Below are 13,649 nucleotides of genomic sequence, written 5' to 3' on the forward strand. Positions count from 1 at the left end.
GGCGGGCCGGGCGCCGCCGGTCCTCGAGCGCCGCGCCCTTGGGCGGCGGCGCTCACGGGGGCGGGGCGCAGGGGCGCGCTCCCAGGGCTCCCTGCACGATCGCGCGGGCGAGGCGGCGGGCCGTCTCCCGGTCGACGTCGCCCGGGGAGCTGACCAGGGAGAACAGCGCGCCCCCGTAGAGGGTGACGAGCGTGGGGACCGCGTCGGGCGGGACGTCGAGCCCGAGCTCGGCGTGCTCGTCGGCGGTGAACGCGGTCGCGACCGAGCCGAGCCGCGCCAGCGCGGCGCCGAGCGCCGGGCGGCGGCGCGCCTCGAGCTGGAGCTCGAAGATTGCGAGGTACCGCTCGCGCGACGTCGTGACGGCGTCCTCGAGGGACGCGGCGAGGAGCTCGGTCAGCGGCTCCGGGGACGCGGAGACGTCGAGCGTCCGGTCGATCTGCCGCATGGCCGCGAGGTGCAGCTCGACGACGCGCTCGGCCGCGGCGACGAGCAGCTCTTCCCGGGTACGGACGTAGTTGGCCGCGGTGCCCGTCGGGAGCCCCGCGGCGCGCTCGACCGTGCGGTGGGTGACGCCGTGCACGCCGTCCGTGGCGAGGAGGGCGACGGCGGCGTCCGCGAGCGCGGTCCGCCGCTCGGGGTTGGTCCGCGGCATGGCTGCCAGTATGGCAACATCGGTACTACAACGACCGTAGTGGTATGCCCGGACGGGCGGACCATCCTCTCGACCCTGGGAGCATCACCATGACCCGTGCCGCTATCGTCGTCGGGGCCGGGATCGCGGGCCTGGCGTCCGCGATCTCGCTCGCCCGGACCGGCTGGGGCGTCACCGTCGTCGAGCGCTCGCCCGCGCTCGGCGAGGTCGGTGCGGGCTTCGCCATGTCCCGCAACGCGGTCGCGGCGTTCCGCGGCCTCGGGTTCGACGACGACGCCGTCGCCCGGCTCGGGTACGCGACGTGGGCGGGCGGGACGTGGGACCTCCACGGCGACCCGATCCTCACGCTGCCGGGCACCCCCGAGGTGCGCGCGTCCGTGGGGCTGATCGGCGTCCACCGGCGCCGGCTCCACGAGGCGCTGCGCCGCCGGGCGGTCGACCTGGGCGTCGAGGTCGTCACGGGGACGCCGGTCACCACCCTGGATCCCGGGGACCCGGACGGGGCGCCCGCCGTCGTCGCGGGCCGCGAGGCGGACCTCGTCGTCGGCGCGGACGGGATGCGCAGCGCCGTCCGCGCGGCCCTGTTCCCGGCGAGCGTGCCGGTGTACAGCGGCTACTCGAGCTGGCGCGCGATCACGCCCGGCGCCTGGGGCGCGGAGGCCCTCACGCAGTACTGGGGGGCGCACGCGGAGTTCGGCCTGCTGCGCACGACTGCCGACGAGACCGCCGACGAGACCTACTGGTACGGGTACGTCGCGATGCCCGAGCGGACGCGGCTCGACGACGAGCTGGGCGCGGCTCGCGAGCGGTTCGCCGGGTGGGCGCCGCCGGTGCAGGAGGTCCTCGCCGCGACGGCGCCGGACGCCGTCCTGCGCCACGACGTGCACCACCTGCCCGGCGGCCTCCCGCGCTACGCGGCGGGCCGCGTCGTCATGGTCGGCGACGCCGCGCACGGCACGCTCCCGACGATGGGGCAGGGTGCGGCGACGGCGCTGGAGGACGGGCTGTGCGTCGGCCTCCTGGTCGGAGCGCCCGTCGCGGCGGGAGGTCGGCTCGTCCCGGCGCTCGCGGGGTACGACGCCGCGCGTCGGCCCCGGTGCCGGGCGCTCGCCCGGGCGTCGGTCGCGTCGGGGCGGTTCGGCTCGCACCTGGGCGGCGGCTGGCGGCAGACGGTCCGGAACAGGATCATGCGCCTGACCCCGGCCTCCGCGATCGCGCGCGGCTCGCAGGCCGCGATGGGCTGGACCCCGCCCGAGCCCGCACCCCCGGTGCGCTGACGCCGGTGCCGGCGCCCGCCGTCGGATACGCCGACCCCGGGGTCCCTCCCCACGTCGTGACGATCGTGAGGAACGACCCCGGGCTCGAGCGGTGGCTACGACGCGCGCGACGCGAGGCGGGCGACGACGCGCTTGGCCTCCTTGCCGGCGAACCGGCGCGCGAGGACGCCGACGCCGGCGGCGACGGCCGCGAAGGTGACGGCGGAGACGATGCCGACCTCCTCGTCGTCGAGGTCCTTCGGGGCGTCGTGACCGGTGACCTTGGCCCAGATGAACGTGACCAGCTTCTGCGCGGCCCAGCCCGCGGCGAAGGTGAGGGCGACGGTCCCGACCTTCACGGCCAGGGTCTGCTCGGTCTCGTTCGTGTCGGCCACGAGGGTCCTCCGTGAGTCGGGGCGCCGGTCGGCGCGGGCGTGCTCCCACCGTAGTGCGAACCGTCGGTCCCCGCGTCGCCCGGCGCGCGCACGCGACCCACGGCCCGACGTCGCGAGACGCGAGAAGTGGCCCCCCGGACGCCACCTGGCTGGGCCACTTCTCGCTTCTCGTCACCGCCCTCGCGTCACTCCTGGCTCACCGCGTCGAGCACGGGCAGCCGGGCCGCGCGGGTCGCGGGCCAGACCGCCGCGACGACCCCGACGACGGCGGCGAGCGCGAGCATCGCGCCGAGCTGCGCCCACGGCACGGCGAGGGTCGTGAAGCCCTCGTCCGCGAGCACCGAGGGCAGCGCGGCGGCGAGGCCCGTCCCCACGACCAGCCCGACGGCCGTCCCGAAGACCGCGACCAGCACGGACTCGACGACGATCGTCGTGGCGAGCTGGGCGCGCCCCAGCCCGACGGCGCGCAGGAGCCCGATCTCGCGCGTCCGCTCGACGACGGACAGGGCGAGCGTGTTGACGATCCCGAGCACCGCGACGAGCACGGACAGCCCGAGCAGGGCGTAGACGATCGCGAGGATCGACTCGACCTGGGACGCGACCTCCCCGGCGAACTCGTCGGCGTCGAGCACGCTCGCGACGACGTACGGCGCGACGGCGTCGGTCACTGCGCCCCGCACGGCCGCGGGGTCGGCGCCCGGCTCGACGTCGAGGAACAGCATCTCGGGGGTCGTCGCGCCTACCGCGGACGCGACGTCCGGCGGCAACAGCATGTCGACGGAGAACGCGTGGGAGTCGATCACGGCGCCGATGCGGACGTCGTGCGCCGGGAGGTCGGGCCGGGTGGGGTCGGCGATCGTCACGACGTCGCCGAGCGCCCAGCCGTGCTCGTCGAGCGCGTCCTCCATGACGGCGGCCTCCCCGCGCGCGTACGCGCCGAGGTCGCCCTCGACCGCCGTCGTGCGGACCGAGCGGCCGAAGCCCTCGGCGGGGAAGCCGACGACGACCTGCGGCTCGTCGTCGACGACGACCTGCCCGTACGTCGTGAGGTCGACGGACGCGACGCCGGGCACCGCGCGGACGTCGGCCGCGACGCCCTCGGGCAGGTACGGGGTCGCGGACCGGACGACGAGGTCGGCGGCCGTCTCCTCGTCGACGATGCCGGTCACGGACTCGCGTGCCGAGAGCGCCAGGACGGACGTCGTCGACACGAGCGCCATCCCCACGACGAGCGCCCCCGCGGTGGCGGCCGTGCGGCGCGGCTGGCGCGTCACGTTGCCGCGCGCGAGCCCGCCGAGCGGCCGGACGAGCGCGACGAACGGCGCGGCGAGGACCCCGAGCACGGGACCGACCGCGAGCGGGGAGAGCAGCAGCACGCCCGCGATCACCCCGACCGCGCCGAGCCCGAGGAGCGGCGCCCCGCCGCTCCCCACCGCCGCGGCACCCACCACGAGCCCGGTGCCGGCGAGCAGGGCCAGCGCCCCCGCGACCACCCGGGCGACGCCCGGGCCGGCGGGACGCACGACGTCGGCCCGCATCGCCTCCACGGGCCGGACGAGCGCCGCGTGCCGCGCGGGCAGGGCCGCTGCGACGACGGACACCACGACCCCGACGACGAGCGGGACCACGATCCCGGCGGTCGTCACGGGCAGCGACCCGGCCAGCTCCATGCCCACCGCGCCGAGCCCGCTCCGCGCGAGCTCGGCGAGCCCGAACCCGGCCGCGACGCCCAGCACCGCGCCGACGACCCCGACGACGGCGGCCTGTCCCAGCACCGAGGCGAACACCTGCGCGGGCGACACCCCGACGGCGCGCAGGAGCGCGAGCTCCCGCGTGCGGCGGCGCACGTGCATCGCGAACGTGTTGGTGATGATGAACGTACCGACGAACAGCGCGAGCCCGGCGAACACGAGCAGGAACGTCGAGACGAAGCCGAGCTGGTCGGCGATGGCGCTGCTCGTCTCGTCGCGCAGCTCCGCGCCCGTCACGGCCTCGGCGTCGCCGGGGAGCGCCGCCGCGACGGCGTCGCGCAGCGTCTCGGGCGAGACGCCGTCGGCGGCGTACAGGGCGATCGACGGCACCATGCCGTCCGGCGCGTACGTCATCGCGGCGGTCGTCGTGTCGAGCAGGACGATCGTCGCACCCGCCATGGGCGCGGACAGCGAGAGCTCGCCGACCACGCGCACGGGCCGCACCGCGTCGCCGAGCACGACGTCGGTCGTGTCGCCCACGGCGAGCCCCGACGCCTCGAGCGTCGCGGACTCGAGCGCGACCTCGGCGCCGTCCTCCGGCGCGCGGCCGTCGACCACGCGCGGCCCGGGGTCGCGCGGGTCGTACCCGATCGCCATGCTCGGCGCCTGGGTGCTCAGCACCGCGGTGCCGTCGGCGCCCACCAGGACGGCGGGGCCGCTCACCTCCGCGAGCGCGAGGTCGACGTCGTCCCGCGCGTCGAGCGTGCCGGCCAGGTCCGCCGGGACGAGGCTCCGTGCGCCGCCGAGCTGCGCGGACGACGACTCGAGCGCGGACCCGGCGGTGGTGGCGCCGCGCACGTACGCGTCCGCCTGGATCGACGACGCGACGATGCCGTCGAACGTCGAGGCGAGCATCGCACGGAGCGCGAACGTGCCGGTGACGAACGCGACGCCGATCGTCACCGCGAGCACGGACAGCACGAGCTGTGCGCCGTGCGCGCGCACGCCGCGCAGCGCGATCCGGCCCATCATCGGACGGCCGCCGGTTCGTGGGTGACCGGTGCGGCGTGCGCGCCCGCCGACGCCGCCGGCGTGAGGGCGCCGAGCGTGTCGAGGACGGCCTGCGGCGTCGGGTCGCGCAGCTCGGTCACGAGGCGCCCGTCCGCGAGGAACAGCACGCGGTGCGCGTACGACGCCGCCGTCGGGTCGTGCGTGACCATGGCGACGGACTGGCCGAGGTCGTCCACCGAGGCGCGCAGGAAGCCGAGCACCTCCGCGGCGGCGCGCGAGTCGAGGTTGCCGGTCGGCTCGTCCGCGAACACGACCGCCGGCCGGGACACGAGCGCCCGCGCGCACGCGACGCGCTGCTGCTGCCCGCCCGAGAGCTCCGCCGGGCGGTGCCCGAGCCGCGGGCGCAGGCCGACGGCGTCGACGACGCGGTCGAACCACGCCCGGTCCACGGGCCGGCGCGCGACGGCGAGCGGGAGCACGATGTTCTCCTCCGCCGTGAGCGTCGGCACGAGGTTGAACGACTGGAAGACGAACCCGATGCGCGTGCGTCGCAGCCGCGTCAGCCGTCGCTCGCTCATCGCCGAGACCGTCTCGCCGTCCACGACGACGGTCCCCGCCGTGGGGGAGTCCAGCCCGGCGAGGCAGTGCATGAGGGTCGACTTGCCCGACCCGGACGGGCCCATGATCGCCGTGAGGCGTCCGCGTTCGAGGTCGACGTCGACGCCGTCCAGGGCGCGGACCGCGGCCTCGCCGCGCCCGTAGGTCTTCACGAGCCCCCGTGCGGTGGCGATCACGGGCCGCTCCGGCGTGGTCCCGGCGGCTCCCGCGGCGTTCTCGGCGTTCTCGGCGTTCTCGGTGGACGTCGCGACGGTCGTCGTCGCACCCGTCATCCCAGGTCTGCTGCTCATCGGTCCTTCCCCTCCTGCGTCGTCGGCCGGGGGCCCCGGTCCGGTCGTCTCGACCCTCCCGCGGGGGTGCGCCCCCGGGCATCGGGGACCGGCCCGGACCCCTCCCTGGTCGGTGCGGCGCCGCTCTCAGGGTTCTCTCAGGGGGATTCCCCAGGGGCGGCCCGGTGTAGGCTCGACGTGAACGACAGGGGAGCTCCTGGAGGAGCTGAGAGTGCGGACCACCGCAGACCCTCGAACCTGATCCGGTTAGCACCGGTGGAGGAAGTCGGGAATCTCGATCACCTGCTCGTGCGGTCTCCCGCGCTCGCCGGAGCACGGGTCGCACGGGTCGGTGGACCCCTCCTGAACGTCCTGGGAGGACACATGCAGCGCACGACCGCCCGCACCCGCCGGAGCACCCTCGTCACGGGCGCGGGCACGACCCTCGCCCTCCTCGCGCTCGCCGCGTGCGGCAGCGGCGACGACGCGACGTCAGGCTCGGGAGGCGACGACGCGTCGTCGGGCGCCGGGGGCACGGTCACCCTGGTCACCCACGACTCCTTCGCCGTGAGCGACGAGGTGCTCGCCGCGTTCGAGGAGGAGAGCGGGCTCACCGTGGAGCAGGTCGCGCCGGGCGACGGCGGCGCGCTCGTCAACCAGCTGATCCTCACCAAGGACTCGCCGCTGGGCGACGTCGTGTTCGGGATCGACAACACGTTCGCCTCGCGCGCGATCGACGAGGGCGTGCTCGCGCCCTACACGCCGGACGGACTGTCCGACTCCGCGGCGCAGTACGCGGTGGGGGACGGGGGAGAGCTGACGCCCGTCGACCTCGGCGACGTCTGCGTCAACGTCGACCACACCTGGTTCGCCGACGCGGGCATCCCCGAGCCGGTGTCGCTCGAGGACCTCGCGAAGCCGGAGTACGAGGACCTCCTCGTCGTGACCAACCCGGCGACGTCGTCGCCCGGCCTCGCGTTCCTCCTCGCGACCGTCGGCGCGTTCGGCGAGGACGGCTGGGAGGACTACTGGGCCGACCTGCGCGCCAACGGCGTGAAGGTCGTCGACGGCTGGTCCGACGCGTACTACGTCGACTTCTCCGGCTCCGAGGGCGCCGGGCCGCGCCCGCTCGTGCTGTCGTACTCGACGTCGCCCGCGTTCACGCTCACCGAGGACGGCTCCGAGTCGACCACGGGTGCGCTGCTCGACACGTGCTTCCGCCAGGTCGAGTACGCGGGCGTGCTCGCGAACGCGAAGAACCCCGAGGGCGCGCAGCAGCTCGTGGACTTCCTCGTGAGCGAGGCGTTCCAGGCCGACGTGCCCGGCCAGATGTACATGTACCCCGCCGACGACTCCGTCGCGCTCCCCGACGGCTGGGCCGAGTTCGCCCCGCTCGCCGACGAGCCCTTCGAGGTCGCGCCCGCCGACATCTCGGCGCACCGTGACGAGTGGATCAAGGCATGGACGGCCACGGTCGTCGACTGACCCGCGTCTCCGGTCCGCCGGCGGGCATGACCAGGGCTTTACCTCGCGAGGTAGAGCCCTGGTCCGCCGAGGTAGAGCCGTGGTGAGGGGCCGCGCGGTCCGGCGGGGCAGCGTCGGGCGCGGGGTGCTGTGGGGGATCGCGGCGGCGGTGCCGCTGCTGTTCCTCGGGGTGTTCTTCGCGTGGCCGGTCGTCACGCTCGTGGCGCGCGGGTTCGTCGGGGACGACGGCGGGCTCGACCTGTCGGGGTTCGCGGAGGTCTTCTCCCAGCCGCGGACGTGGCGGATCCTCGGGCTGACGCTGTGGCAGGCCGTGCTCGGCACGGCGTTCTCCGTGCTGCTCGGCGTGCCCGGGGCGTACGTGCTGTACCGGTGCCGGTTCCCCGGGCGACGGGTCGTGCGCGCGCTCGTCACGGTGCCGTTCGTGCTGCCGACCGTCGTCGTGGGCGTCGCGTTCCGGTCGCTGCTCGTGCAGGGCGGCCCGCTCGGGTTCCTGCGGCTCGACGAGACGTTCGCGGCGATCGTCGTCGCGCTCGTGTTCTTCAACTACTCGGTCGTCGTGCGCACGGTCGGCGGGCTGTGGGAGCACCTCGACCCGCGCGCCGAGCAGGCCGCCCGGGCGCTCGGCGCGACGCCGTGGCGCGCGTTCCGCACCGTGACCCTCCCGGCGTTGACTCCCGCGATCGCGAGCGCCGCGTCGATCGTGTTCCTCTTCTGCGCGACGGCGTTCGGCGTCGTGCTCGTGCTCGGCGGCATCCGCTACGGGACCATCGAGACGGAGATCTGGATCCAGACCACCCAGTTCCTCGACCTGCGCACCGCGGCGGTGCTGTCCGTCGTGCAGCTCGTCGTCGTCGCGGCGGCGCTCACCGTCGCGAACCGCACGCGGGCGCGGCGCGAGCGAGCCCTGAACCTCTCGTCCTCCACGTCGTCCGCGCACCCGCTGCGGCTGTGGCGCGACGGCCGCCCGACGGGCGACCTCGCCCCGGCGGCGCTCACGGCGGCCGTGGTCGTCGTGCTCGTCGGCCTGCCGCTCGGCACGCTCGTCGTGCGCTCGTTCCGCGTCCCGGGCGGCGGCTGGGGCCTCGACAACTACGCGAACCTCGGCACGACGGGCGGGCGCAACGCGCTGTCCGTCACCGTGTGGGAGGCGGCCGGGAACTCGCTGCGCACCGCCGCGCTCGCGACCCTGCTCGCCGTCGTGATCGGCGGCCTCGTGGCGCTCGTCGTGTCCCGGCGCCCGCGCTCGCGCGGCGGTCGGCGCGCGATCTCGGTGCTCGACTCGGTGTTCATGCTCCCGCTCGGGGTCTCCGCGGTGACCGTCGGCTTCGGCTTCCTCCTCACGCTCGACCGGCCGCTCGGCCTCGACGTCGACCTGCGCACGTCGGGACTCCTCGTGCCGATCGCGCAGGCGGTCGTCGCGATCCCGCTCGTCGTGCGCACGGTCCTGCCGACGCTGCGCGCGATCGACCCGCGCCTGCGCGAGGCCGCCGCGACGCTCGGCGCCGCCCCCGGGCGCGTGTTCCGCACGGTCGACGGGCCGATCGCCGCCCGCTCGCTCGGCCTCGCCGTCGGGTTCGCGTTCGCGGTCTCGCTCGGGGAGTTCGGCGCGACGTCGTTCCTCGCCCGCCCCGACAGCGCCACCCTGCCGGTCGTGATCTTCCGGCTCATCGGGCGTCCGGGCGCCGAGAACTACGGCATGGCGCTCGCGGCGAGCGTCGTGCTCGCGCTGCTCACCGCGACCGTGATGCTGCTCGCCGAGCGGTTGCGCGGCGACCGACCCGGAGGAGAGTTCTGATGGTGCAGACCGACCCCGCCCCCGCGCGCGCGGGCACGCCGGAGCCGTCGCGCCCCGACGCCGTGCCCGATCCCGCGCCCGGGGAGGGCGCCGGGCTCGCGGTGCGCGACGTCGTCGTGCGCTACGGCGCGCGCGGCACCGGGGGAGCGCGCACGGACCCCGGCACGACGGCGGTCGCAGGCGTCACGCTCGACGTCGCGCCCGGCGAGGTGCTCGCCCTGCTCGGGCCGAGCGGGTGCGGCAAGTCGAGCCTGCTGCGCGCGGTCGCGGGGCTCGAGCCGGTCGCGTCGGGGTCCGTGGCGTGGGACGGCCGCGACCTCACGGGCGTCCCCGTGCACCGGCGCGGGTTCGGGCTCATGTTCCAGGAGGGCCAGCTCTTCCCGCACCGCGACGTCGCGGGCAACGTCGCCTACGGGATCGCGGGGCTGCCCCGCGCCGCGCGCGACGCGCGCGTGACCGACCTGCTCGACGTCGTCGGGCTGGCCGGGTACGGGCGGCGCGCGGTCGCGACCCTCAGCGGGGGAGAGCGCCAGCGCGTCGCGCTCGCGCGGTCGCTCGCGCCGCGACCACGACTGCTCCTGCTCGACGAGCCGCTGTCCGCGCTCGACCGGGGGCTGCGCGAGCGCCTCGCGCTCGACCTGCGCGAGGCGCTGCGCGCCACCGGCACGACCGCGGTCTTCGTCACCCACGACCACGACGAGGCGTTCACCGTCGCCGACCGCGTCGCCGTCATGGACGCCGGCAAGCTCCTCCAGGTCGCGCCGCCCGAGGACCTGTGGCGCGCCCCCGCCTCGCGCCGCGTCGCGGAGTTCCTCGGCTACCAGGCGTTCGTCCCCACCGAGCTGTCAGCAGCAGGCCGCTCCCTGGACCGACGAGGCGCTGACGACCCTGCGTACGACGGCTCGGGCGAGCTGCTCGCGATCGGGCCGCGCGGGCTGCGCGTGGTCGGTACGTCCGGTGCGTCCGACGCCCAGGGCGGCTCGGCGACGTCAGGCCCCGGCACCTGGGTCGCGACGGTCGTGGGCAGCGTGTTCCGGCGGGGCGCGGTGGAGATCACGGTCGACGTCGACCTGCCCGGGACCGACGGCGGCGCCCCGGCCCGGCTCGTGGCGCTCGCGGCCGGTCCGGCCGACGACGCGGGCCCGGGGCCGGGCGACCACGTGCGGGTCGTGGTCGACCCGACGGGCTGCGCCGTCGTCCCGGGCTGACGCCCGCACGGACGGCGCTCGCTGTCGTGCGACGGGCGAGAGAGCCGCAGCCGACCTAGCGTCGAAGCATGAGCGACGACGTGACGGCGGGGACGCATCCCCCGGAGAAGACCGGCGGCAAGGCCGCGAAGATCCTCTACCGCCCCGTGGGGCTCGCCAGCTCGATCGTGGGCGGGCTCGTCGCGGGGCAGGTGTTCAAGCAGGTCTACAAGCGCGTCACCCCGGGCCACCGGACCGACGCGCCCAAGCCGCTCGAGTCCGAGTACCGGCTCCGCGAGATCCTCGTCGCGGCGCTGATCCAGGGCGCGATCTTCGCGGCGGTGAAGGCGCTCATCGACCGCGGCGGCGCCCGGGCGTTCGAGCGCTGGACGGGGGAGTGGCCCGGCGACTGACCTCACCCCTCTGGCCGAACACGACATGAGGGTCGTTGTCGGAGCCAGAACGACCTCCATGTCGTGCTCGACGGCGGGCAAGGACGTGGTCGGCCACGGAGCGGCGAGGTCTGCCGTCAGGTCAGGTCGGCGGCGTGGACGAGGAGCGCGACCTGCGTCCGGTTCTCCAGGCCGAGCTTGAGCAGCACGTTCGACACGTGCGCCTTCACCGTCGGGACGCTGAGGAACAGGGTCGCCGCGATCTCGGCGTTCGCCGCGCCGCGGCCCAGCTCGACGGCGACGTCCCGCTCCCGGCCGGTGAGGGCGTCGAGCGCCGCCCGGGCGCGGTCGCGCTCGCCGCCCGCGTCCGCGACCGACGTCATGAGCCGCCGCGCGATCTCCGGTGACAGCACCGGCTCGCCCGCGGCCGCCGCGCGGACCGCCGCCACGATCCGCTCGGGCGGCATGTCCTTGAGCAGGTAGCCCGACGCCCCGGCGTGCAGGGCCCCGACGACCTCCTCGTCGCTGTCGAACGTCGTGAGCACGACGACGGCGGGTGCGCCCGCCCGCGCCCGCACCCGCCGCGTCGCCTCGATCCCGTCGACCCGGGGCATCCGCAGGTCCATGAGCACGACGTCGGTCGGGTGGGCGTCGAGCACCGCCGTGACGTCAGCCCCGTCCGCGGCCTCGCCGACGACCTCGATCCCGTGCGCGCCGTCGAGCATGAGACGCAGCCCGGCACGGACGAGCGCGTCGTCGTCGACGATCACGAGCCGGGTCCGTGCCGCGCCCCCCGGGCCGCTCCCGCCGTCGTGCCCGCGATCCGGCCCGTCGCCCCGGGGCTCGCCCGCGCGGGCGTCGGACCCGTGCCCACCCTGCTCGTTCACGCGTCCCACGGTAGCCGGACGTCGAGGACGAACCCGTCGTCCCGCGCCCCGGCGTCGAGGGTCCCGCCGAGCAGGTCCACGCGCTCGCGCAGCCCGACGAGCCCGGTGCCGGTCCCGTCGCCGGACGTACCGGCGGCCCCGCCCGCGGCGCCCTCGACGGGACCTCCGACCGCGACGAGGCGCGGGCCGCCGTCGGACACCGTCACGCGCACCTCGCCCGCCCGGGCCGCGACCCGCAGGGCGACGGGGCTGCCCGGCGCGTGCCGGCGGGCGTTCGTCAGCCCCTCCTGCGCGACGCGGTAGGCCGCGACCTCGACGGCCCGCGGCACGTCCGCCGACCCCGACCGCTCGTGCGTGACGTCGCCGCCCGCCTCGCGCGCCTCGGCGACGAGGCGGTCGACGTCGTCGAGCGTGGGCTGGGGTGCGGGGGCGCCCCCGTCGACGTCGTCGGGGTCGGCGCGCAGCACCCGCACGACGTCGCGCAGGTCGCCGAGCGCGGAGCTCACCCCGGCCCGGACGAGGCCCGCGGCGCGGGCGAGCTGCGCCGGGTCGGCGTCGGGGCGGTACTCGAGCGCCCCCGCGGTCGCGGCGAGGAGCGAGAGCCGGTGGGCGAGGGTGTCGTGCATCTCGCGGGCGATCCGCGTGCGCTCCATGACCCGGGCCTCGGCGACGCGGCGCTCCTGCTCGCGCTCGGCGCGCCGGGCGCGGTCGCGCAGCGACCACATGAGCTGGGCCCGCGCCTGCCAGTACATGCCCCAGCCGAGCAGGGCGGCGTGCACGGCGAGGTCGCACAGGAGCCACCAGCCGAGCGGCAGGGCCTGCGGCCGCCACAGCGCCTGCACGGCGTGGCCCAGGAACCCGGCGACGGCGACCGGGACCGCTGTGCGCGCCGGGTACCAGCGCGCGACCTGCAGGGTCGCGACCGTCGAGGCGGGGGTCGCCGCACCCGAGTACGCGGCGAGCGACGCGAGGATCAGGGCGCCGAGCACGGGGGCGTTGCGCGGAGCCCGCGACCACAGGAGCGGCAGCGCCGCGAGGGCGAGTACCGCGACGAGGACGTCGAGCCAGGTGCCCGCGCCGGGCGCGTCCTGACCGACGATCCCGGCGGTCGCGAGCACGGTGAGCGCGGCGACGGCGAGCCACGCGACGGCGAACGTCCACCAGGGGACGAGCGGGCGGTTCCCGTCGCGGCGGGCGGCGGCCGTCGCGAGGACGGGGCGTCGGGCGAGCGGGGGGCAGTCGGTCGGTGTGGTCATGCTCCGGACGCTAGGGGGCGGCGTCGCGGGCGACCACCGACCAAGGTCGGGGGTGGAGGTCCGGCGGGAGGGTCGGGACCCGTCGGGGGTCGGGGCGGTCGCCTCCGTCCGGCCGGTGCGGTGGGTGCCGCGCCCCCGCGAGGGTGGACGACGTCGGCATCCCGCCGGCCGCGGCCCAGGCCGCGTCAGCCCGTGGCACCTCGCCACGTGACGAAGGAGGTACGTCATGACCAGCACGCCGAGGACGCCGAACGGCCCGCGCCCCGCGACCACGGCGACGCGCGGCGCCGGTCCCGCCCCGACGAGCGACCCGCTGCCCGCGGCCGGGACGCGCGTGCCCGGTCGGGTCGGTGCCGGACGTCGTCTCCCGCGCTGGTCCGTCCCGCTCGTCGCCGCGGTCGTCGCCGCGGCGGTGCTGCTCGTCGGGACGGCGCTCGGCGTCGACCCGGAGGTGCGCACCGCGACGGGCACCCAGACCGTCGGCGTGGTGGCGGCGGCCGTCACGGCGCTCGTCGTCGGGTACGCCGCGTGGGGCGCGCGCGCCCTGCTCGGCAGGTTGTCCGCCCGTCGGCCCCGCCGGGGCGAGCTCGCCTGGCTCGTGACGTGCGCCGTCGTGCTGCTCGTGTCGCTCCTGGGCCCTCTCGGAGCGGTGACGCCTGATGCGACGGCGCTCCTCGCCGTCGAGCACCTGGCGGTCGGCCTGACGCTGGCGCTGGCCCTGCGCCGCTGACCCCACCCCCCGGCCCCCGGCGCCC

General features: G+C 76.5%; 12 protein-coding genes and 1 riboswitch. Of the genes, 6 read left to right on the forward strand and 6 right to left on the reverse strand.

What is annotated here, in order from left to right; translation table 11 throughout:
* Window positions 1-52 precede the first annotated feature (52 nt).
* The gene (locus tag ACZ402_RS12455; protein WP_375825383.1) at window positions 53-652 is read right to left on the reverse strand and encodes a TetR/AcrR family transcriptional regulator; all 600 of its coding nucleotides are present in this window, start codon (window positions 650-652) and stop codon (window positions 53-55) included.
* Between the two features lie 89 nt (window positions 653-741).
* Here ACZ402_RS12455 and ACZ402_RS12460 point away from each other — a divergent pair, with 89 nt between their 5' ends.
* Entirely contained in the window at window positions 742-1,929 is a 1,188-nt protein-coding gene (locus ACZ402_RS12460; RefSeq protein WP_375825384.1) for an FAD-dependent oxidoreductase, read from the forward strand.
* A gap of 95 nt (window positions 1,930-2,024) precedes the next feature.
* On the opposite strand, the gene ACZ402_RS12465 is transcribed toward ACZ402_RS12460, so the two are convergent.
* The 3 genes from ACZ402_RS12465 to ACZ402_RS12475 all read right to left on the reverse strand — a co-directional run bounded on the left by ACZ402_RS12465 (window position 2,025) and on the right by ACZ402_RS12475 (window position 5,913).
* A complete protein-coding gene (locus ACZ402_RS12465) occupies window positions 2,025-2,303 on the reverse strand; it encodes a DUF4235 domain-containing protein (protein WP_375825385.1) in 279 nt (92 codons plus the stop codon).
* Between the two features lie 185 nt (window positions 2,304-2,488).
* On the reverse strand, window positions 2,489-5,026 hold the full coding sequence (locus ACZ402_RS12470) for an ABC transporter permease (RefSeq protein WP_375825386.1): 2,538 nt from the start codon (window positions 5,024-5,026) through the stop codon (window positions 2,489-2,491).
* The gene (locus ACZ402_RS12475) at window positions 5,023-5,913 is read right to left on the reverse strand and encodes an ABC transporter ATP-binding protein (RefSeq protein WP_375825387.1); all 891 of its coding nucleotides are present in this window, start codon (window positions 5,911-5,913) and stop codon (window positions 5,023-5,025) included. Before ACZ402_RS12475 ends, ACZ402_RS12470 begins: the two co-directional genes overlap by 4 nt.
* Window positions 5,914-6,089: 176 nt before the next feature.
* A riboswitch (TPP riboswitch) is annotated at window positions 6,090-6,194 on the forward strand.
* Between the two features lie 82 nt (window positions 6,195-6,276).
* On the opposite strand from ACZ402_RS12475, the gene ACZ402_RS12480 reads away from it, so the two are divergent.
* The 4 genes from ACZ402_RS12480 to ACZ402_RS12495 all read left to right on the forward strand — a co-directional run bounded on the left by ACZ402_RS12480 (window position 6,277) and on the right by ACZ402_RS12495 (window position 10,772).
* Window positions 6,277-7,377 (forward strand): thiamine ABC transporter substrate-binding protein, encoded by a 1,101-nt coding sequence (locus ACZ402_RS12480; protein WP_375825389.1) that lies wholly within the window; start codon window positions 6,277-6,279, stop codon window positions 7,375-7,377.
* Window positions 7,378-7,456: 79 nt separating this feature from the next.
* Entirely contained in the window at window positions 7,457-9,172 is a 1,716-nt protein-coding gene (locus ACZ402_RS12485; RefSeq protein WP_375825390.1) for an ABC transporter permease, read from the forward strand.
* Window positions 9,172-10,380, forward strand: coding sequence for an ABC transporter ATP-binding protein (locus ACZ402_RS12490; RefSeq protein ID WP_375825391.1), 1,209 nt, complete (start codon window positions 9,172-9,174; stop codon window positions 10,378-10,380). Before ACZ402_RS12485 ends, ACZ402_RS12490 begins: the two co-directional genes overlap by 1 nt.
* Before the next feature lie 68 nt (window positions 10,381-10,448).
* Window positions 10,449-10,772 carry a DUF4235 domain-containing protein gene (locus ACZ402_RS12495; protein WP_155100015.1) on the forward strand — a complete coding sequence of 108 codons (324 nt, stop codon included), beginning with the start codon at window positions 10,449-10,451 and terminating at the stop codon, window positions 10,770-10,772.
* Window positions 10,773-10,888: 116 nt separating this feature from the next.
* Here the strand turns inward: ACZ402_RS12495 and ACZ402_RS12500 are convergent, their stop codons facing one another.
* The gene (locus ACZ402_RS12500) at window positions 10,889-11,638 is read right to left on the reverse strand and encodes a response regulator (protein WP_375825393.1); all 750 of its coding nucleotides are present in this window, start codon (window positions 11,636-11,638) and stop codon (window positions 10,889-10,891) included.
* Window positions 11,635-12,894, reverse strand: a complete 1,260-nt coding sequence (locus ACZ402_RS12505; protein WP_375825394.1) for a sensor histidine kinase — start codon at window positions 12,892-12,894, stop codon at window positions 11,635-11,637. Before ACZ402_RS12505 ends, ACZ402_RS12500 begins: the two co-directional genes overlap by 4 nt.
* A 226-nt stretch (window positions 12,895-13,120) precedes the next feature.
* Between ACZ402_RS12505 and ACZ402_RS12510 the strand changes: the two genes are divergently transcribed.
* Entirely contained in the window at window positions 13,121-13,624 is a 504-nt protein-coding gene (locus ACZ402_RS12510; RefSeq protein WP_375825396.1) for a DUF6069 family protein, read from the forward strand.
* Window positions 13,625-13,649: the final 25 nt, after the last annotated feature.

The sequence above is a fragment of the Cellulosimicrobium sp. NPDC030954 genome, from assembly GCF_055571305.1.